23 protein-coding genes, 1 tRNA gene and 1 pseudogene are annotated in these 21,211 nt (G+C 30.9%); 9 read left to right on the forward strand and 16 right to left on the reverse strand.

Going from position 1 to position 21,211, the window contains the following annotated elements:
• A pseudogene (locus QZZ51_RS10990) lies at window positions 1-611 on the reverse strand (hypothetical protein); the annotation flags it as partial.
• Between the two features lie 150 nt (window positions 612-761).
• Between QZZ51_RS10990 and QZZ51_RS10995 the strand changes: the two are divergent.
• Complete coding sequence (locus QZZ51_RS10995) at window positions 762-1,100, forward strand: hypothetical protein (RefSeq protein ID WP_291869543.1); 339 nt, start codon at window positions 762-764, stop codon at window positions 1,098-1,100.
• A 368-nt stretch (window positions 1,101-1,468) separates the two neighbouring features.
• Here QZZ51_RS10995 and raiA read toward each other — a convergent pair whose 3' ends face one another.
• Complete coding sequence (raiA, locus tag QZZ51_RS11000) at window positions 1,469-1,771, reverse strand: ribosome-associated translation inhibitor RaiA (RefSeq protein WP_291869545.1); 303 nt, start codon at window positions 1,769-1,771, stop codon at window positions 1,469-1,471.
• A 196-nt stretch (window positions 1,772-1,967) separates the two neighbouring features.
• Here raiA and QZZ51_RS11005 point away from each other — a divergent pair, with 196 nt between their 5' ends.
• Entirely contained in the window at window positions 1,968-2,303 is a 336-nt protein-coding gene (locus QZZ51_RS11005; RefSeq protein ID WP_291869547.1) for a hypothetical protein, read from the forward strand.
• Between the two features lie 6 nt (window positions 2,304-2,309).
• Here the strand turns inward: QZZ51_RS11005 and QZZ51_RS11010 are convergent, their stop codons facing one another.
• Entirely contained in the window at window positions 2,310-2,774 is a 465-nt protein-coding gene (locus QZZ51_RS11010; protein ID WP_291869549.1) for an FKBP-type peptidyl-prolyl cis-trans isomerase, read from the reverse strand.
• A gap of 117 nt (window positions 2,775-2,891) precedes the next feature.
• Here QZZ51_RS11010 and QZZ51_RS11015 point away from each other — a divergent pair, with 117 nt between their 5' ends.
• Window positions 2,892-3,734 (forward strand): DMT family transporter, encoded by an 843-nt coding sequence (locus tag QZZ51_RS11015; RefSeq protein ID WP_291869551.1) that lies wholly within the window; start codon window positions 2,892-2,894, stop codon window positions 3,732-3,734.
• A 132-nt stretch (window positions 3,735-3,866) separates the two neighbouring features.
• Complete coding sequence (locus QZZ51_RS11020; protein ID WP_291869553.1) at window positions 3,867-3,995, forward strand: hypothetical protein; 129 nt, start codon at window positions 3,867-3,869, stop codon at window positions 3,993-3,995.
• A gap of 813 nt (window positions 3,996-4,808) precedes the next feature.
• Here the strand turns inward: QZZ51_RS11020 and QZZ51_RS11025 are convergent.
• The 11 genes from QZZ51_RS11025 to QZZ51_RS11080 all read right to left on the reverse strand — a co-directional run bounded on the left by QZZ51_RS11025 (window position 4,809) and on the right by QZZ51_RS11080 (window position 12,426).
• A complete protein-coding gene (locus QZZ51_RS11025; protein ID WP_291869555.1) occupies window positions 4,809-5,219 on the reverse strand; it encodes a hypothetical protein in 411 nt (136 codons plus the stop codon).
• A 21-nt stretch (window positions 5,220-5,240) separates the two neighbouring features.
• Window positions 5,241-5,450, reverse strand: coding sequence for a hypothetical protein (locus QZZ51_RS11030; protein ID WP_291869557.1), 210 nt, complete (start codon window positions 5,448-5,450; stop codon window positions 5,241-5,243).
• A 17-nt stretch (window positions 5,451-5,467) separates the two neighbouring features.
• A complete protein-coding gene (locus tag QZZ51_RS11035) occupies window positions 5,468-5,596 on the reverse strand; it encodes a hypothetical protein (protein ID WP_291869559.1) in 129 nt (42 codons plus the stop codon).
• A 10-nt stretch (window positions 5,597-5,606) separates the two neighbouring features.
• Entirely contained in the window at window positions 5,607-6,944 is a 1,338-nt protein-coding gene (locus QZZ51_RS11040; protein WP_291869561.1) for a hypothetical protein, read from the reverse strand.
• Window positions 6,941-7,456 (reverse strand): Pycsar system effector family protein, encoded by a 516-nt coding sequence (locus QZZ51_RS11045; protein ID WP_291869563.1) that lies wholly within the window; start codon window positions 7,454-7,456, stop codon window positions 6,941-6,943. The genes QZZ51_RS11040 and QZZ51_RS11045 overlap by 4 nt, the downstream gene beginning before the upstream one ends.
• On the reverse strand, window positions 7,457-8,056 hold the full coding sequence (lexA, locus tag QZZ51_RS11050; protein WP_366511971.1) for a transcriptional repressor LexA: 600 nt from the start codon (window positions 8,054-8,056) through the stop codon (window positions 7,457-7,459).
• 164 nt (window positions 8,057-8,220) lie between these two features.
• Window positions 8,221-8,302: transfer RNA gene (locus QZZ51_RS11060), tRNA-Phe, on the reverse strand.
• Window positions 8,303-8,341: 39 nt separating this feature from the next.
• Window positions 8,342-8,506, reverse strand: a complete 165-nt coding sequence (locus QZZ51_RS11065; protein WP_291869565.1) for a DUF2158 domain-containing protein — start codon at window positions 8,504-8,506, stop codon at window positions 8,342-8,344.
• A gap of 1,287 nt (window positions 8,507-9,793) precedes the next feature.
• The gene (locus QZZ51_RS11070; protein ID WP_291869567.1) at window positions 9,794-10,855 is read right to left on the reverse strand and encodes an SH3 domain-containing protein; all 1,062 of its coding nucleotides are present in this window, start codon (window positions 10,853-10,855) and stop codon (window positions 9,794-9,796) included.
• Window positions 10,856-10,877: 22 nt separating this feature from the next.
• Window positions 10,878-11,771, reverse strand: coding sequence for a hypothetical protein (locus QZZ51_RS11075; RefSeq protein ID WP_291869569.1), 894 nt, complete (start codon window positions 11,769-11,771; stop codon window positions 10,878-10,880).
• A 40-nt stretch (window positions 11,772-11,811) separates the two neighbouring features.
• Window positions 11,812-12,426 (reverse strand): hypothetical protein, encoded by a 615-nt coding sequence (locus QZZ51_RS11080; protein WP_291869571.1) that lies wholly within the window; start codon window positions 12,424-12,426, stop codon window positions 11,812-11,814.
• Window positions 12,427-13,033: 607 nt separating this feature from the next.
• Between QZZ51_RS11080 and QZZ51_RS11085 the strand changes: the two genes are divergently transcribed.
• The 5 genes from QZZ51_RS11085 to QZZ51_RS11105 all read left to right on the forward strand — a co-directional run bounded on the left by QZZ51_RS11085 (window position 13,034) and on the right by QZZ51_RS11105 (window position 17,842).
• Entirely contained in the window at window positions 13,034-13,600 is a 567-nt protein-coding gene (locus QZZ51_RS11085; protein WP_291869573.1) for a hypothetical protein, read from the forward strand.
• 164 nt (window positions 13,601-13,764) lie between these two features.
• The gene (locus QZZ51_RS11090; RefSeq protein WP_291869575.1) at window positions 13,765-14,823 is read left to right on the forward strand and encodes a histidine kinase; all 1,059 of its coding nucleotides are present in this window, start codon (window positions 13,765-13,767) and stop codon (window positions 14,821-14,823) included.
• A gap of 2 nt (window positions 14,824-14,825) precedes the next feature.
• Window positions 14,826-15,578 carry a LytTR family DNA-binding domain-containing protein gene (locus tag QZZ51_RS11095; RefSeq protein ID WP_291869577.1) on the forward strand — a complete coding sequence of 251 codons (753 nt, stop codon included), beginning with the start codon at window positions 14,826-14,828 and terminating at the stop codon, window positions 15,576-15,578.
• 116 nt (window positions 15,579-15,694) lie between these two features.
• A complete protein-coding gene (locus tag QZZ51_RS11100; protein WP_291869579.1) occupies window positions 15,695-16,270 on the forward strand; it encodes a DUF2807 domain-containing protein in 576 nt (191 codons plus the stop codon).
• Window positions 16,271-16,525: 255 nt separating this feature from the next.
• Complete coding sequence (locus tag QZZ51_RS11105; RefSeq protein ID WP_291869581.1) at window positions 16,526-17,842, forward strand: amidohydrolase; 1,317 nt, start codon at window positions 16,526-16,528, stop codon at window positions 17,840-17,842.
• 664 nt (window positions 17,843-18,506) lie between these two features.
• Here the strand turns inward: QZZ51_RS11105 and QZZ51_RS11110 are convergent.
• On the reverse strand, window positions 18,507-19,586 hold the full coding sequence (locus QZZ51_RS11110) for an HpaII family restriction endonuclease (protein WP_291869583.1): 1,080 nt from the start codon (window positions 19,584-19,586) through the stop codon (window positions 18,507-18,509).
• Window positions 19,583-20,848 (reverse strand): DNA cytosine methyltransferase, encoded by a 1,266-nt coding sequence (locus tag QZZ51_RS11115; protein WP_291869585.1) that lies wholly within the window; start codon window positions 20,846-20,848, stop codon window positions 19,583-19,585. Before QZZ51_RS11115 ends, QZZ51_RS11110 begins: the two co-directional genes overlap by 4 nt.
• Between the last annotated feature and the right edge of the window lie 363 nt (window positions 20,849-21,211).

Here is a 21,211-nt window from a genome sequence, read left to right on the forward strand (position 1 = left end):
ACAAAAAGGGGAGTGGCAGCATTAAGTCCCATTCGCTTAATAAAAAAATCGTGCCCATGCATTTGCGAAGTAATAGGATATAATCTTTTTAGCTGTTTAAAAACAAAAGAAGTTTTAGGGTTAAACTCGTGCTCATCACCTTTCAACATCTTAAAGGCTGTATATAGAAGGAATACTCCAAAAACATAGATAATCCAACTGAATTTAGTAATAAGAACCACCCCAAATAAAATCATAAGTGCTCTAAAAACAATAGCTCCTAGAATACCCCAAAACAAAACCCTGTGTTGGTAGATGGGTGGTATTTTAAAAGAGGAAAAAATTACGGCGATAACAAATATGTTATCTACACTAAGAGAAAGCTCAATTAAATAGCCAGTTATATATTTTAAGACGGCATTTTCAGGTGTTAAATTGGTAGGGTTGTCTATTAATTGGGAGTTAAATAAATAATAAATAACACCACTAAAGGATAGTGCTACGGTTACCCAAATTATAGTCCATATAGTAGCTTCTTTGGTCTTAATAATATGTTCTTCTTTATTGAAAACCCCTAAATCTAAGGCCAGAAAGACCAAAACAAGACTAATAAAAAGAACCCAAATCCACATATCTAAAAATTAAAGAGGCAAAGTTACGTATCCTTAAATTATAACCCAAAGAGCATTGTTAATAATTACAAGGAAAACTCTTCTTGCAAGTGTCTGTTTGTAAAGCTATTATTCTAATATATTTACAAGGAATAAAATAGGAGGGTTGTAATGAAAAATAATAGAGCAAGAATATTAGTAATTAGTTTAGTCTGTGTAAATTTTGGTATAAAAGCACAGGAGAAGCCTAGTGAAGACTTTAAAAAGACGAATTTAAATGTTATTAGGGCCGAGAAACCTTCTGTTATTTTTAAGTTTGAGCCAGACTATTTAGTTTCTGTAGAAAGTGGGAGAGAGCAGCAAAAAAGAAATAGAGAAATTTTGGATACACTTTCTATTTCGGAACGTAAAAAGAAGAAACTACTAAAGAAAATGTTTAAAAGTGATTTTTTAGAACATTTGTCTAAAACTAGGGTAGTGGATACTAAGTTTGAGGATGTAGACGAATAACTTTTTTGTTCTTTAACTTACTGTTGCTGTAGAATTTTTATCTGCACAGGAAACAGTAGAATCCTAAAGAGGTTTTAAAAATTACAGAAATAGAGGTCAATACTAGGGAAATAGCAAGAAGAAAATATTAAAAAAATAGAATTACTACATACGACGCCGTAATGGCTAATTTTAAATCAGATTATGTTATCCCTGTAGAGGAGTGTATAGAGCAAAAAAGGCAACGCATAGAAACGTATCACAAAAAATAAATTTTGGATACGTTAGATATCTCTGAGCGTAAGCAAAAAAAAAGACTCTTACGAAATTTAAGAAAAACTCCTGTTTTTATCGTCTTTATAAAGCTACTATTATGGAAACTAAAATTGTTAGCGCATTTTTAGTTTAGCCTTTCTTTTTTCTAATTGTCTATTTAAGTCCGATACAGACTCTGCAATAGAAGCTTCAAAATTTGCGTGACTAGCAAGAGCAAATAGGGTAGATCCTGGAGTGCTTAAACGAATATTACAAACTAACCCTGTATTTGGGTCTGCTGTGTTTTCCTTTTTAAAAAAAACATCTGCACTTACGATAAAATCAAATTTATCTACTAATTTTTGTAATTTCTCAGCAGCCATTATTTCTAAACGGTTGCTCGCTTTTACATCGTCATATTCAAAATTTACATTCATTCTTTTACTTTTTCTTTAAGTTACAAATAATAACGATACAAAGGGGCTCTTTATTTTCACAAGATATACCAAGTGAAAACTAATTAATTGTTAAATTCTCATTACCTGACAGTTAAACATCATTCTTATTTGAAAGTTTTTTCCTAACTTTAATACTAAAGTTATTATTTATAGGTTAATCTTCAAAACAAATATTATGTTAGTAGAAAATAGACCGCAGGGAAATAAAAAAAGCCAACATGAGATTACCGATGCTTTAATGCGTTTAGAGCGTAGTTATAAGAATATTTTAGAGTTAAAAACTAGACTAAATTCTTATAGTTGTGAGCCTAGAACTTATAATTTGTTTGAGCAATTAGAAGATTTAAAATTGAGTATAGAACTAATCGCTATTTCTCATATAAAACTAATGACAGCTTTAAAATCGCCAGCACATTTTGTAGAAGTACAATTACAACAAGTAAAAGAGCAAATAAAAGACGCACTTATACTAGAGAATAGAGTATCGGACTACATTTGTTTGGCTAAATAGTTAATCTTAGTTTATTGATTTTAAATGAACATCGAATATAAGTACAGAACCACCAGGGATGGTCTTTTTATTACCGCTTCCGTAACCTAAATGGGAGGGAACCAAAAGTATACCATTTCCACCTTCATTAAAATACGTAATACCTTCTGTCCAGCCTTTAATTACTTGGTTTAAGCCAAAAGAAACACCATCGGAATTACTTTGGTCAAAAACAGAGCCATTGGTGTAATATCCTTTGTAAGCTACGGTAACATTAGAACTAGCAGATGGTTTGTTGCCAGTACCTTGTTCATTAATAACATAATATAGGCCAGAAGAACTTTTAATAGCGTTTAATTCATTAGCAGCTATATAGGTAAGTATTTCTTCTTCATTTTGAGCCGTATAGTCTACATTTTTAATGCTTTTAGAATTGTCAGTACAACAAGAAAAGAAAAGAACAATAACGAAAGAGAATAGAATATGCTTCATAGTATTTTTTATTTTTAAGGGCCAAATATACTTAAAAAAGAGAATAGATTTTATTTGTTTTACACCATAAGAGGTTCTATTATAATATCTTTGGGAGATTATAATAGATTTAGACAGATGGACTTAAAGAAAGCTATTTATTATATGGTATTTAGCACTGTAGCTTTTGCTTGTATGAACGTTATTTTAAAATACCTAACGGAATACCATACGTTTGAGTTAGTTTTTTTTAGATCTATAGGAACGTTGTTTTTTACCTTTAGTATACTTATCCATAGAAAAATACCCATTTTAGGCACACACAGAAAACTACTTGTTTTTAGAGGAGTAATAGGAGTAACCTCTATGTCTTTATTTTTTATGGCCATACATTATATGTCTGTAGGTTCGGCGGTTGGCTTGCGCTACATATCTCCAATTTTTGCAGCAATTTTTGCCATGTTTATTTTAAAAGAAAAAGTAAAACCAGTACAATGGTTGTTTTTTCTATTGTCTTTTATAGGGGTTATAGCACTAAAAGGATTCGATAAAAATATATCTATTTTAGGGCTTGTTTTTGCCGTTTCTGCTGCAGCAACAAGTGGATTGGTATATATAGTTATCAGAAAAATAGGAGATAAGGAACACCCTATAGTAATAATCAACTATTTTATGTGTATAGCCGCTGTAGTAGGTGGTATCTTGTCTGTTTTTAATTGGAAAACACCCCATGGTATGGATATTGTGCTCCTCTTAAGTCTTGGTGTTTTAGGGTATTTTGGACAACTTTTTATGACAAAAGCTTTTCAAATAGGCGAAACCAATATTATTGCGCCTATTAAATATATAGAAGTGGTATTCTCTATAGTGGCAGGAATTGGATTTCTTGGAGAAAAGTATGCTCTTTTAAGTATAGTGGGTATGGGTATGATTATAACCGGTGTTTTATTGAATATCTGGTATAAACGAGTAAACCCATAAAAGACTTCTTGTGGAATAGTAATCTATAGTTTTAGTACCAAGTATATAGTTATTTATACCAACTATACAGAACTAGCTAGGTTATTGCTGTATGACTTTTACTTTTAAAAGGATTATTTAAAAGAGATCGTTATGAAATTTACAGTTTTAGAGATTTTTGTTTACGTGAACCTTGCGATTACATTTATGGTTATACTGGTAATAGGTAGTGGTATGTATATGCAACGGAGGAATAGTCATAAGGAAGAAATAGAAGATTAAATATTCTATTTTACATAATATAAATTATAGTACAAATGTATTTCATCCATTAGATAGCTATAATTATATTATGTTAAATATCCCAGGAAGTCTTGTACACACAATAAACTATAGTACTTGGGTCATTAAACACTCGGCTCTTGGGTTTAGTACTAAATAAGAAACATTCTGCTGTTTGTAGCTATAATTAGCCATTATGTAAAATTGCCGCACGCCAATGCGCTCGATTGCTTTTTTAAAATAATTATGCTATCGCATTAATTTTTTAAAACACAATTTCCAACCGCATTGCCAGCGCCAAAAAAAGCTAACCTTTTAGAATTATTCAAAATTCGCGTATTCGATAATAATTCTGCAAGATTTTTTTCTACGGCATTCTCGTAAAGGTTTCCGCAAGAGTACAAAATTACTCTGCGAGATAATTTCTGTACACTTGCTCAAATTGTGCTATAATTCAACTTTTTTTGATTTGTACTGTTTAATAGTATTTATAACTGAAATTTGAAATTGCGACTATCAATAGTTAATGTTTATCTTTTTTTCTTGATAAAAAAAGAAACAAAAAAATCAAGGCTGCATAAAACTTTGGAAACAATCACGGCTCAATCGCTATATTTTAGAAAACATTGTTACAAACTAAGATTGCTTTGAACTAGCTTTAAGCCTTGTAAATATTAATAATATGTATTGCTAGACCTCTAAAATATGTACGCTCATTCACCTATTGTTTTAACCAAACTTTTCTGAGGCCGTTTTGCCAACGCTTCATCTGGGTAAAAACGCATAGATTCTATTTTACATAATATTATAAAACTAAGCTTTTAGTTTATCAACCATCTTTTCTAACGAGTATTTATCTAATTCTGAAATTGTATTACTTGATACTTTAATCTCCCAATTAGATAAACTGGGCATTAACGTTACATTGTTCTCAATAAATATATTGCTATCAGCCTGTGATAAGTCTTTTGATGGGATTAAATAAACAACTTTTGGTTCTTTATCTATTATTAAAACTAAAGTGATGAACAAGTAATCTTTTAGTTCACCAAAATCTTGTTTTGCGATTTTGACACTACGTTGTGTGGTATCTAAATCAATGGATTCTAGGTATAATTGATTCTCTCCAATTAAAAAATCAACACCTTCCCTCCCATTTTGTTTGGAAGCTAGTTTTAAGCTAAAATATTCTAATTCAGATTTTATAAAATCTAAAACAATCATTTATTTTTAAGGCATTTAAATTTAATCATAAGAATATTTAGCATATCTATTTATAAAGCTATTTAAACCTTTACCTCTAACGGCCAACATTTTCATCTTTTCTACTTTAAATTGCCCAGCTTTTTTATAACTGTATTTATATGTTTTAAAAGAATCAAATTTCACTAAAATATGATTAGTACTTATTTGATATGCCTTTACTCCTGAATCTCTATTTCTATATCTTTCCATTTTTAATTCTCATTATTTTACTTTTTTTTGCGTTTAGGCGGTTTCAGAGAAGGTGTGTTTCCTGGTGTATCTTTGTTATCTCTCGCTCGTTTATCTGGTTTCCCAGTTGATTTTGCAATTCTTTTTGGTCCTGGTTTAAGTGCCATAATTTCTGTTTTAATTTAATATATTATTTAAGTTTATTTCTGTGTCCAATTTATCATCTACATAAATAGGAAATTTGAGTACTATATTATTTGAATGTTCTCTTTGGATGGTGCATTTTAGGTAATGATTTCCATGATAGCCAGCATGAGCGATACAAAATGTTTGATTTAGGTAAAAGTTTTCAAAATTATGTTGCTCTTCATTTGCCAATTTTGCTTCTTTACCCGAATTAAACGCCTCCCAAATAATTTTATCGTGAGGTTTTTTATGATAGGTAGAACCATTTATCATTAACTGATATTTGATATATTTGCCTTTAAGTATTGAATAATTATTTTCATAATATTGAGAAGCTGTACTTTCTTGCTTTGGCTTGTAAACACTAGCTTCAAGTGTAAAAGGATTATCAATAATTTCTAATTTGCCACTTCCATTTTGTTTGTAAAACGAAAAGCTATTTAAGTACTTTTTCCAGTTAAAATCAAACTGACGATAGTTAAGTTCCGAAGATTTAATTATGTATTTATCTTCAACTGTTTGACCATTGGTTATAACTGTGGGTGTACTTATATAATCTTCTTTCATTTCTATAGCATCTACTAAATTTTTACCAATTCTAATTGAGTTGACTGATGCTTTATTCTGTAATTTAGCAGCTAAATCCGTATGTAAACTTGTTGTTGTTAATTCATTACAATTAGCAACACCATAGTGAGACCACATGACTTTCTCATCAGCTCCGTAATCTAAACCAATTCTAATTTTTATTGGATCAAGTCCATAACTTTCAAAGGCTGATGATAAATCTTCAGACACAACTTGGCATAAAACACTAGCAGAATTAAGAGCGTTTATTATACTGTTATTCGGATTAGAATTTTTTCTTACAAACTGCACAAATACAGCATCTCCTTGCAACCTGTGAACATGTCCACCAAAATGACTAACTACATTAATACAAAGAGTTAATAAAGTGTCTTTAATTAGACGTACTTCTTCCAATGTATATTTAAGTGCTAATCGTGTAGAGCCTTTAATGTCAACAAACATAGAGACACAATGATGATTTAGCGTTTGATTGTGTTCTAAGTATTCAAAATCTGGATGATTACCAATCGTCACACTATCAAATGAATACTTATTTGGTCCAAAATATTTTTTTAATTGATTAGAGTCAAACTCTAATATTGTTTTAGAATCCGGCTCTATAGTTGTAGGTAAAGAGGAAAATGTTTTTGTACTTTCATTCAGCAATATATAAGGCGACTTCATTCCCTTTTGAAATCGTTGCTCTGACCTGCTCAACACACTTTCTATCCCTGATTTGTAATTTTTGAATAAGCTCATATTATCTTTATTATAATAATTGTTAAAAGCAGAAATAATTGAATAAAAACTAATCTAATTGACCAACTAATTCTGTTATATTTTATTTTTAACCCTTTTGATATTGCATAGATTTGCTTCGCTATATCTTTACATGCTTTTTTATCCTTTTGTTGTTTGTATTGTGTTAAAAAGTCTTCTTCATTCATATCAGCAATAGAATTAAAGAACACTAAAGAGTGATACTTTTTACTACTTGAATTATTAGTTTTTAAAAAAGGAAATACAGCAGCAATTGTAAAACCAATGCTTACTATTCCCAAAACAAGAATTACAATTAGCAACCCTGTTGTCCAGTTTTGAGCCTTACAATTACTAAACTCAACTATATTATTAAAGCTAGTAACGATGAAACCAAATAAAAAAGCACTAAAAGCTAACAAAAAGTTTCCCTTACTATTTGCTCCTTCTATATAGTGGTCGAATCTATTTAACACATACCTAGATTGTTCTATTTCTTTTATTTCTTGCATTTAAATCTTTATTACTTTTTCAACTATACCTTGAATTCTAAAATCATTTGTTAATATTATAGGTTGGTGTTTAGGATTTGTTGAGTGAGGTTTTAAGACAATAGTATCACCATTATCAATAAACTCTTTCACAGTAGCGTCATCATCAACTAATGCTAAAACCAAATCTTTATTTTCAGCGACCTGCTGCTGCTTTATCAATAGTAAATCACCACCATTAATTCCTTTTTTATTCATCGAATCGCCAAAAGCTCTCAAAAGAAAATAATTATTAGATTTTCGAATTAATTTTGTAGATACAGGTATTTGTGCTTCAATATTTTCCTCTGCAAAAATTGGTAACCCACAAGAAACAGAACCTACTAATGGAATTTCTACAGTATCACTAATATTAGATTCCTTTGTGACTAACTGATTAGAATCTAATAAGTCTCTTGCTTCAACTTGTAACAGATTTGCTATTTCATAAAGAATTTCAAGACTAGGTTGTCTTCGATTTTGTACATAAGAATTCACCATATTATAACTCTTATTAAGCCTTTCAGCTAACCAAGTCTGTTTAACTCCTTTTAATTCTAATATTTCTTTAATCCGATTCATTTATATAAAAAACTGATTTTCAATTACAAATATAAATTTAACATTTTAAATATATCATATAATGAGATGTTTAATATTAACATAATAATCTATTTATTAACAATTTGTATATTATGTTAGTTTATAAAATAAGAAAAGCCTCCAATAGGAGGCTTTTCTTGCGGTGAGGATGGGATTCGAACCCACGGAACATTAAAAACGTTCAGTTGCTTTTCAAACAACCACAATCGACCACTCTGTCACCTCCGAAAAGAATATTATTCCTTTCGGAAATGAAGAATTGTACTATTCTTCGTCTGACTCTAACTCCTGCTTAATAAATCCGCCATACTTTAATTCATTACCATCAAACCATTTACAACCAATATCATTACCATTAATCTGATATACCGTCATACTTGGTCCACCTGCTTTTAAAATTACTACATCTCCAAGTTTAATTTCTTCCATATTATTTTATTTATTTTAGAATAACATTTCAAAATTTATACCATTCAAAGTATTATCATAATTACACGACAAGTTGTCGATAAATTCATCATTGCACTGAATATTTGTCAGTTATTATTGAGTTTTGATATACTATTCCCATTCCACACACATTCCACTACTCTCCTATCGTCGTTTCGTAAAAAGAGTGTTCCATTAACATTGTAGAGAAACATTTGAGAAGAAAAAAATAAGAAAATGAAGAAATTCAACTTCGCTTTTGCCAAAGCAAAGTTACATAACGCAGAACATTATAGTACAATTTTGCATATCGTAGTTTTTAAGGAATATCTCGTTTGTAAGCTATAATTTCATATTATGTAAAATATCCCTAACGCTTATAGATTTGATTAAATCGTAGAACAGGGTCATCAACCTTTTTAAGCGGTGCCTGCGGCGCATATTTTCATTTGTTCTATAATTAGCCGTTATGTAAAATTGCCGCTAGCCAATCGCTCGATTGCTTTTTAAATTCCAAAATGCTGAAAAACGCATTTTATATTTAAACACAATTTGCCAGCGCTTGCCAACGCCAAAAAAAGCAAAACTTTAAGATTCTTTTGAAATACAGGATTTATAAGAAACTATACGACAATAAATTTTTCACGAAATTCTCGTCAGGTTTCCGCAACAGCACAAAATTTCGAAATTAAAATTTCTGTGCACTTGCTACCTTCCGTGTTCCTAGAAACCTTTCTTTAGTTTCTATTTTACATAATCTTTTCAACAACACTTACCAAAATAGGACTATTTAATTGTGCATTCGTGCGTCAACAGAGTTTTTTTAAAAGGAAAGCCTCAGAAATCATCAAAAAATCATTGATTTTCAAGGTTTTAAGGGTTTTTGGTAAAATCTGTAACATGAAGAAAAAACGAGTTTTTTTTAAATATGAATACGCCAATTTAACAAGACCAAGCAGCTCTGAAATTGTAAGTATGTTTTCACCCATTATCCAAAAATCCATTAACATAAAAGTACAAAATATCTTAGTACATCACTCTTTATAGACAAAAGCATTCTTTTCTTTTTTTTTGATAAAAAAGAAACAAAAAAATTAGGCTTACTGATAATTTTGGAAACAATGTATGGGTCGTTTCGCTATATTCTAGAATGCATTCTAACACTTAAGACCGCGTAACTTTTTGAAACATTTTAGCTATTAACAAAATGTAGTACCAGCTCCTAAAATTCTTAACGCTCCTTTCCCCTATTGTTTAGCAAAAGTTCTCTTAGTCCGGAAACCTAAATTACCCTTTCGATACAATCTTTACCTTTATATACTGTTTCCTAACTTTTTTCCAAAGTTCTTGTGCTTTTTCGTTATTATCAAAATTTTCGTTTCTCCATACTGTCTTATCTCGGTTGGCTCTTGCGGCTATTAGAAATTCATTTGAGGACAACCAAATTAACTCATTGTCATAAGACCATTGCGTAAAACCATACTGAAAGCGAGGGATTAACTTGTCATTTTTTAATTCAAAAATTTGCATTATTGTTCGTTCTTCATATATATCATTCGTAATAGAAACTAAATATTGGATTTTTATAGAGAGAGATGGTATGCCCACTAGGGCAGATGATTGGCTTCCTGTTTTTTGATTTACCAAGAAATAATCACCCGATTCCCAGTAAGAACCTTGGATAAGATAGCACTTCAGAGGTCTAATAAACCCTTTGAAAGAGTATTCTTCTCTATAATCCTCATAACCATTCTTACCCATAGGGTAACTTATGATTTTCGAATAAGACCTATTTTTAAGTTTTAGGAATATAGTATCTTTAACTATCTTATAATTCTCTTTTTCCTTAACTAGGTCTACCTGACTGGGTTTTACATCTACATGTTCATCGTAAATTTTTAGCTTAACGATTGTTTTTACAGAATCTAAACGTTCTTCTAGATAACTAAAAGATTTGTAAAGGTCTTCTTCTGGAATTCTGAATCTAAACTCCCGACAATCAAATATCTCTTTCGCATACTTTGGAGTCATGAAAATAAAACCTGTTTTCGTTTCAAAATTACCCTTGTAGTAGTGATATATTTTCTCGTACTCGTCGTACATGTCAATTTCAACCCATTGGCCTTCCAAATTTTCATTGCCGTCCTTTATGGTCTGATAAATGCCTGTATAGCTATCAGGATGAAGTTTAAAAGTTGAACCTTTCGCTAGACCGTGTATGATTCTTGAATCTAAATTTGGAGCTGACCTTACATTTATACCATTTTCGGCTAAAACCACTCCGCAAAAAGAATCAGCATAGTTTTTTGTAGAGAAAAAAAGTAATATAATCAAAAAAGAATATTTCATTGTTATTGGTAATTTAAGCCTTTCAGTTAATTATTTCTTTCAATCTGGCATCGTCGATGCTATGGTTTATAGCCTCATGACCTGAACTCAATTTGAGGCTTAACTGGTCATATATTTTTTGATATTTAGGCAGTTCTTCACTATCAAAACGTTCCATGTAATTAACTAACTGTTTGAGATACTGAAAACCCATTCTTTTTATTTCATATTTTTTATCTGTTGTATCAAAATAGTAATCAAAATTCTCTCTAATCAGTTGTTTTAAATATGGAACTATTGCATCCTCCCTCTTAAAGCGTTTGAACAACTTTATTTTAAATACAGAACTGTTACCACGCGAAAAATATGATATTGGGGCATTAAATTTTTCTTGTGCAATAATAAAATCTATGACCGCCAATGCCTTTTGATAATCTTCTTTTATTGCAAATAACCTAAACAAATAGGTTAGTCCCTTATCTTGATAGTATTTCAGGCGACCACCATAATATGAATGAGAAATACCCTTTAAATAATAGGCGTCTTCTATCGCTTTATCAATTTGCCCTGTTTTCTCATAAAAACTAATTCTACTGATATAGAAATCTCCTTCGTCGGCTATAGAAAATTTTCCTTTTTTAATGACATTTTTGAAAATAATATAATAATCCCCCTCATTGGGCATGTATTCAATATCTTCAGTATTTCCTATTGCAGGATAATTATTATACAGGTCGGTATGGTGTTCCCAAAACAAGACTCTAGTTTGTAATTCTAGCTTTTTCCAAATGAATTTATAATTTAAAGGATCCTTTTTTAGCTGTTCGGTAATTTCATCGATTTGTTGTGTATAGAATTCTTTATCCTCTCCGGATTGAGTCCAGCAGAATGAAGTAAAGGACAATACTAATATGATTAAACACTTTCTAAATTTCATATTATTGTTTCAAATAAAACATTGTGCATCTTTTATCACGTTAACCGGGTTTTTGTTTTTTCAATAAAATAAGACCTTCAATTATTGAAAATACACTTAGAATTACCGCCGAAATTCTCATAAATTCCTCATCCTTATTATTATACTCACCCAACTCAAAACCTTCTGTCCATTGATAAACCAATATGGGTGCGACAATACCGGCTACCAATTTGAATATTGCAACCCATTTTTTAGAATTTAAATGCAGGATGAAAAAATTTATAAATAGTATAGAATTCAAGATTGAAACCCATCCAATAAAACCATTAGCATTTCCCCATGTATTCCCATCTGAGGTTAGCAACTTCATAGCAAAAAGCCAATAACTGATATGGACGAAAAGAATACTGTTTAAAAAAACGCCGGAAGGTTTTGTTTTGGCATTGAACAGGACAATACCTAAACTTATTGGGTATATCAAAGTTGTCGGAATAGGAACCATTGAAAAAGGAAGTACTGAAAGTAGAATAAAAATTAGTAAAATCGTTAGTGTTACTTTTTTTGCAACCTTTCGAGTAAGGAAACCGAACTGAAACAAAAATATAAGTACCAGACTGAAAAGCCCTGTTAACAAGGGCATATAGGTAAATAATGTTTCGAGAAATGGTTTCATTACTTTTTTATAACGCCAAACTGGCTTTAGAAGTATTTAGCGATGCAATTAAACCCTTGGAATACGATCCATTCCACACACATTACACTCCCCTCCTACCGTCGGCTCGCGTAATAAGTGTTCCATTATCTTTTGAGAAGAAACTTTTTAGAAGAAAAATTTAAAGGAAAGTGAAGTACAAAATACTTTGCTTTTGCAAAGCAAAGTTACATAACGCGGAACATTATAGTACAATTTTGCATATCGTAGTTTTTAAGGAATATCTCGTTTGTAAGCTATAATTCTATATTATGTAAAATATCCCTGAAACGCTGAGAATTGATTAAATCGTAGAACAGGGTCATCAACCTTTTTAAGCGGTGCCTGCGGCGCATATTTTCAAACGCATTTTAAATTTAAACACAATTTTGCAACCGTTCTCCAATTAAAAAATTAAATCCTTCCCCCCATCACTTACGTCATTAACAAATAGTGTTTTATAGAAAGAAATATAAAAACAAATTTTACAATTCAACTCTAATTAACGACGATTGAACTTAAAGTCATTTCAATTTTGAGCCAATTAGCTAATATTTGAGCCATACTAAATTATATAGTTGCTTAAATTATGAAAACAAAAAATATTTGTATAGTAGGCTTAGTTCTTTTTGTTACCAGTTATGTATTTTTTTCTCAAGGAACATTGAGTGCTCAAAAAAGTATCGATTTGGCGCATTGGTTTAATTTAATTGGAGCTGTTTGTTTGCTTTCCTTTAATAATGTATTTCCTAAAAAAAATAATATCTATTCTGTAGCATCTTTTCTAACTGGAATAGGTGTTATAGCCCATATTGCACTTTGCACTATTGATTTTATAATGTGGAGTTTTGGTAATGATGATATAGGAAGAAATGCTTTAAGTGAGCAACTAAGTAATACACCATTAATTTTATATCCATTTATTATTGTTGGGCCATCCATGCTCTTCGTTGGCCTAGCTGCTCATGCTTTGAATTTTATCAAAACCAACCTTATAAGTGCTCTTATGGTAATATTAGGTGGCCCATTAGTTGGCTTATCCTATTTTATATGGAATAATGGAAATTTAATGTTAGCGAGCTGCGTTCTTTTTGCGTCTGGGTTAGGATTATTATTGTATAATAATGAAATTCAAAACGATAGTAAAAAGGAGTAACCTGTTGGTAATACACTTAATACTAATCTGCTTTAACCGAAAATTGTAATATCAGAACATTGTCAGCTTTTCTAATTGCGCGATAAACAAATAATTCCGTTATTCGTCTTATTACCATAAAAACAAAGTCTTTAACTCCAAAAAATAACTACGCTATAATGCTAATGAACATAGAGAAACGTATAAAATATTTAGGGTTTAATGATTTTTGGTTTTCTCTTGTTGGAATCTTAATTATAAGTTTTGCAACATATTACCTTTTCAATCCTTCACTTGATTTTAACAATTGGGTTGAAGCAGTTTTAAGTTGGGTTTTTGGGCTAATGTTCACTATTATCGATTGGACTATAAATCGCTCCATCATGATTTTTTTACGAAAAAAATTTCCCGCTTTTCGCGATGATGCGAAGCGTATTATCATATTTTTTCTAGCTGTTGTTTGCACTGTCATCCTAGTAGATTTTTTAGGAGGCTCTATATTGTCTTTAATTCCAGGTATTAACGTTATCCCTTATCAATATCGAATTAAAATACTATTAACTATTGTTTTTTTAACGGTAATGATAATGGCAATATACGAGGCTATTTACTACAATATACGGCTCAAAAAATCTGTTAGAGAAGAAGAACAATCAAAACAAATACTTATACAAGCACAACTGGATGCACTGCAGAATCAGGCTCAACCACATTTTTTCTTTAATACGTTGAATACACTTCGCGATATTATTGATCAAAACCCAAAGGAGGATGCAATGGAATTTGTAGATAAGCTTTCGGATATATATCGCTTTTTGTTGGAAGCTGGTAACGATAATTTGATTCCCCTAAATAAAGAACTAAAATTTGCTAAGGCCTATATTCACATACAAACAGAGCGGTTTGGAGATAATCTGAAATTGAATTGGGATATATCAAAAGCTTCTTCAGATGCCATGGTCGTACCAATGAGCCTACAGCTTTTACTGGAAAATGCTATAAAGCACAATGTAATATCTAAATCGAAACCGCTAACGGTGGATGTAGCCGTTCAAGATAACAATCTGGTCGTAAGTAATAAGATGGAACCAAAATCAACGCAGGTACCATCAACGAAAGTTGGACTTGCAAATATAAAAAAGCGATACGCATTGATTTCAGGAAAATCTATTGAAATAACAAATATCGAAAACCGATTTATGGTTTCTCTTCCTTTATTAACATTATTAGATAAAAAAAATTAAGAATGAACATACTAATCATTGAAGATGAAGCGAGAGCTGCAAGCCAATTGCAACGCATGCTAAAAACATGTGATTTCAATTATCAATTATTGGATATAATCGATACCGTGGAAGATGCTGTAGAGTGGTTTCAAGAACACTCCTTGCCAGACTTGGTATTTATGGACATTCAATTGGCCGATGGATTGAGTTTTGAAATTTTCCAAAACATTGAAGTAGAAGCCCCTATTATTTTTACAACGGCTTTTGACCAATATGCTATCCGAGCGTTTAAAGTAAACAGTGTAGATTATCTGTTAAAACCTATTCAAAAGGATGATTTGGATACTGCTTTGGACAAATTTTTGAAGTCTAATAAACCAGCTACTATCGATCCAGATGTATTAAAACAATTGCTTGGTAACATACAGGCAACCAGTATAAGAGAAGGCTTGTTAGTCAAAGATGGAGGGGGGTTTATTCAGATTAAAATTTCAGAACTATTATACTGTTATTCTGAAGACAGTATCACTTTTGGCATAACTTTAAATAAGCGTTTTATTATCGAAGAGACAATGGATGAATTGCTCAATACCTTAAATCAAAACAAATTTTATAGAATCAATCGCGGACAAATCATTGCAAAGGCTTCCATTCAGAAAATAGATCCGTATTTCAATCATCGTGTCAAACTTTCCATAACAAATGGGCGAGATCAGGAGTTTATCGTTAGTAGACCAAAGACAAGCGATTTCAAGAAATGGATGAATACATAGGGTGGTTGATTACAGTTCAGCTATCCTAAACGACACTGCAGCAAAAAGGCCTATTCATAGAGCAAGTTAAAAAGGATATTGCATGAACATTAGTTTAATCATTAAAACAAATCGAAATGAAAAAATATATATTTATTGCGTTAGTTGTAATTTTTTTTAATAGCTGTAGCATAACAAATGAAAAGGAAAATCGAAGCTTAGAAAGATTTGATAAGGTAAGTCTTGTAGGTAATGTAGAGCTTCATTTAGAAAGAAATTCTGTTCATTCTATGGAAGTTATGGCAAATAATGCGGCTGATATAGCAAATCTAATTACGGAAGTTCGCAATGGCAAGCTATATATTTATAATAAAAAAGATTGTGATAATTGCAAAAACCCTAAATACATTATTTACCTGAATCATTCAGGAATTTCAAATTTAACCCTGACAGGAATAATAAAGCTTCTGTCAGATGATGGAATAAGCCAAAAAGATTTAGCTATAAGTGGGGATGGTATTTTAAACGGAAATTTAGAAGTTTCTGTTAATAACCTTAATGTTGATTTAAAAGGGATATCAAATATTTATATTTCTGGTTATGCAGATACGTCTAACTTAAAAATTACTGGTATTGGAATGATTAATGCTGCGAGTTTGAAAACTAAAAGCGTAAAAAAAGTTTCAGAAGGTATTGTTTTTATCAATAAGTAAAACTGAAAGAGTACGGGTAAACAATTCTTATTCGTTACCTAGAAATTAAATCCTTAGCAACCCTGTCTACATGTTTTGACAGGTTTTTTGTTTATAGTACGTTCAACAAAGATAGACTAGACTATTTTAAGAAAAGAATAGATAGGTATACGGTTGATTTCAATTCAAGCACATATTACGATACTCTGGCAAAAATGCCTATTCAGTAATGTAAGTTAAACGGATATTTCACCAATATTAATTTAAACAAAAAAAATGACTGTAACTACTAAAATAATCCGAACAACTTTAATTCTACAATTTCTTTTTTACGGACTGTTTGCTATTGGACAAAATGCAACAAATCGATTTACAATCCATCAATCTGTCCAATCCCGAACCGATGCCATTTTTGATAGTCTTGTAAAAATCCGAAGAGATTTTCACATACATCCTGAGGTTTCAGGGAAAGAAAAAAGAACTTCAGAAAAGATTGCCTCTTATTTATTATCCTTAGGGCTTGAAGTTAAAACAGGTGTGGGAGGCTATGGTATTGTTGGTATCTTAGATACGGGTAGACCAGGAAAAAAAATTGCATGGAGAGCTGATATTGATGCAATAGCAACGGATTTACCTGATGTGGTAGATTTTCCATCAAAAAATAAAGGTGTACGACATATTTGTGGTCATGATCTACATGCTACCATAGGAATAGGAATTGCGAATGTACTTGCTAGCCAAAAAGAAAAATTAGAAGGCACCATTTATTTTATTTTCCAACCATCGGAAGAAAATGCCAAAGGTGCTCAAATGATGATTGCAGATGGATTATTTAATCTGATTAAACCAGACGAAATTTATGCACTACATATGACTCCATACCCAGTAGGTACAATAGCCACTAAGTCAGCAAACGTATTTGTTCATATGACGGCTATTGAAGTAGAATATAAAGCTTCTAGTGACCAAGACTCTCTGGTTAATTTCACAAAAGAATTACTAAGTAGTGCTCAAACATATAATCAAAGTTCTGAATTTTGGGATTTGAAGAATGTATTTAACCCTGAGTTGGGAGTAACCAATCCAAATACAATCTATAAAGATTTCATTGCATTGATGAGTGATTTTAATATTAAAAAAACCGACGATAAGTTGAAAGTAAGAATAATGGTTCATGCTAGCAGTATTGAAAAATTAAATACGTTTTTAGCATCTATTAAATCAAAAATAGAAACTTCTAAGTACGCTAAAGAGTTACAATCTGTCAAATTCGATTTTATGGAAGAAATGCCTGTTTTTTTTACACCAATGAATAATCAAGAATTGACCAACGCATCTATGAAAAGTATCTCTAGCATCTATGGAGAGCAAAGCGTTATACCCCTTTATGGAATGGGGCCTTTTTCATTTAGTGATGATTTTGCATATTTCCAGGAATTAGTACCTGGTGTTTACTTCTTTTTAGGAGGGGCTAATTATGAAAAAGGAATTAATGCTATGCCGCATACACCAACCTTTGCTATAGATGAAGAATGTATCAGAACAGGTGTTAATTATTTTTCATCAATGATTATTGAAAGGCTTAATAATTAATATCTAAATTTTAAATAGCCCTATAGAACTAACGTTTTAGTTTTATAGGGCTACTAATTAAGGCAGACTATATATTTAATCCTTTTACCAGACTTAACTCTATATTAGATTATTATAAACTAAACCATGATTTCCATTCCATACACATTCCCACTTTACTCCTATCGTCGCTTCGGGCAAAGCGTATTCCATTACATTTTTAAAGAATTTTTTTGAAAAAAAATTAGGAAATAACTTCGCTTTTACCAAGGCAAAGTTTCATAACGCAAGACATTATAGTACAAAAAAGTTAGTTTGTAAGCTATAATTAGCCGTTATGTAAAATTGCCACAACAGTACAAAATTTAAGAAAAATAAATTTCTGTACACTTACTAATCTTTTGCAATTATTTAGTCTTTTTAAATAATTCTCACCTTTTTTTCTTAATACGGCAAAGTATACTTTGAGCGAGATAATGCGGCTGCGAAACAAAAAAAATCAAGGCTTACAGATAATTTTGGAAACAATGTACGGCTCAGTCGCTATATTCTATAAAGTATTCTAGCTCTTAAAACCGCTTTGAACTTTTAAAAACATTTTAGCGGCTAACAAAATGTATTACCAGCCCCCTAAAATTCTTGACGCTCTACTCCCCTATTGTTCTGCCAAAATTCTCTTAGGCCGTTATGCTTTTATTTGAAAATTAAGTTTGATAAAAGACTCGCCATCTTGACTATATACAGTACCATAACCCATTTTGGAACCTGAAGGATTATCTAGTCTTGAAGAATTTTTTAAATACTGCTTGAACTTATTAAAATCAATTAAATGATAACAAAGTACTTCAGCATTCGACTTAACAATAATAATCCCACCAATAACATCATATTTTCCTGACCACACAGCTTTTGATGTCATTCCTAAAGCTACCTCCACTAAAAAATTAACTAACCTGTATTCATAAAACTTATGACCTTGGGTCAAGTTATAACTCATTGGATTATCATTTTTTATTTTCTTTATAACCTCTGTGATTTTTGTAATCTTACTTACATATTTGTCTTTTACAATATGCGCTATGATTTTAGGTAAATCACTATCTATAACTTGAAGATTTAGCTTAAATGTGGAATCATCATACGAATCAAAATCAACTTTGTAACCTAGTTCGGTAAGTCTTGCAATTCGCTTTATATACTTATGTCCAGTTTTTATATTATTAACTTCATTCAAATGGTTTTCAGAAATCGGATTATTTAAAGAATCTGTAATTTTATAGGTAATATTAGTTGTTTTATTTGCATTAAATAAAGTTGGGTCACTACCTAAAAATGATTTAATACTAAATTCTTGATTTGAGCTAATCCCATGAATTGGGTCATAAATTAAAATATTTATATCACCCTTACCTACCGATTTATCTGCTACTTGGGTTAAATTTAACTTTTGAATTTTATTTTTTAAATTTTCTGAAATTCCTTTCTTTCCAGTAATTTCATTGACTAATTGAGTAGCAATTTCTTCTGCTTTAGATTGTGGAAATGATAAAATGACTTCATCTGTTTCACCATTAATTAAATTTATAGAAGTTCCTTCTTTCAGCTTAAAATTTAAATTTTTCCCTGAATCCCCTCTTTGAATAGATATTACTTCGACAAACGAATCCGTTTTATTTAAGTTTTCGTCGGCAGAAAATAGTTTACCTTCTGAAAGTAATTTAAAAAAAGTAAATAATTCGCTCCATTCTCCTTTATTTCCTTTCATTTGCTCAAAGTTTTTAGGATTTGTTTTGCAGTTGCTTGAATTGCAGGAACAGCAACTGAATTACCAAATTGTTTATAGGCTTGTGCATCGGACACAATAATTTTATAATTATCAGGAAAACCTTGTAATCTAGCCCATTCCCTAGGAGTCATTTTACGAATTCCATCCCTATTAACTTCTCCTTTAATTTTAGTAACAGGAGTGAAATTTGTTAGTTTATCGTCAATTATTAAATTTCTTTCTCTTCCCATTCCTCCACAAACTACTGCATTGGCAATTTCGTCGTTAGAATGTATTGCATATCCAAAACCATTTCCTTTACTCTCATGTCTAGCTCTATGAGCACGAAGTGTATTCATATATGTATCTGATAAATAATATTTTACAGACACTTCTTTCTCTTCGAGAATATCTTCTAAAACTTTTGTTTTGTCAGTAGACTTTGGATAGTTAAAATTCGTGATACCTAAGTCTAATCTAAAACCAACAATAAATATTCGTTCTCTATTTTGAGGAACTCCGTAATTCTTTGCGTTTATAATTTCAGGTTCTGGAACATAATAACCTAGCTCATTTCTAAGTACATTTAAAATAGTCGCTAGGGTTTTACCTCGATCATGACTTCTTAAGCCTTTCACATTTTCAAGAAATATAGCTTTAGGCTTTTTTCTTTTTATTATTTCTGCAACATCAAAAAACAATGTTCCTCGTGTATCTTCGAAACCACCTTTTTTTCCTGCTATTGAAAAAGCTTGGCAGGGAAAACCAGCACATAAAATATCAAAATTATCAGGAACATAACTTTTAGTTTCATCTTTGGTTATATCACCGAAAGGAACTTCACCAAAGTTAACCTCATAGGTAAGTTTGGAATATTTGTCCCATTCACTTGTAAAAACACATTTCCCCCCTAAATTCTGTAAGGCTAATCTAAAACCTCCAATTCCAGCAAATAAATCAATGAATTTAAATTTTGGCTTCTTTGGCTGAGGAAATGGAATGTCATTTTTAAAATCAAAGAGATAATATTGTAATGCTTTTTCCGCAACTTTTCGAGTTATTTCTTCCTCAGGGTTTTTAAGTGTTAGAATATCTTTTACAAATTCAATCGCATCATTCTTATAAAATTGAGAAACACCATTCTTATGATTATGTAAATAATGTGTAAAAGCAGCCTTTTTTGGACTCTCAGGCTCTACCAGTCTTATTTTAAATTTTTTACCGTTTATATCTTCAAGTGTGATTTTCTCTTTGAGTTCCATTTATATTCTAATGTTCTATAAGGTTATGCAAATTAAGAAGTTTATCTTTAAAATTGAAGAAGTTTAAATTTATGTATAAACAAAATTTTCAACATTTTACCTTTAAACATCATTTGATATAAAATCCATTCCACACACATTGCCTTCCCTCCTAACGTCGGTGCGTATAATAAGTGTTCCATTACCCTCGTAGAAGAAGCTTTTAGAAGAAAAAGTTAAAGAAAGTAAAATGCCAAATACTTTGCTTTACCAAAGTAAAGTTACATAACGCGGAACATTATAGTACAAATGTTTTAATAAAAAAACCCGATACAAGTTCGGGTTTATGAATGCTAGATTTATTATTTTTTTATGGGATTATTG

Origin of the sequence: Maribacter sp. (genome assembly GCF_016744255.1) — a bacterium.
Lineage (GTDB): Bacteria > Bacteroidota > Bacteroidia > Flavobacteriales > Flavobacteriaceae > Maribacter_B.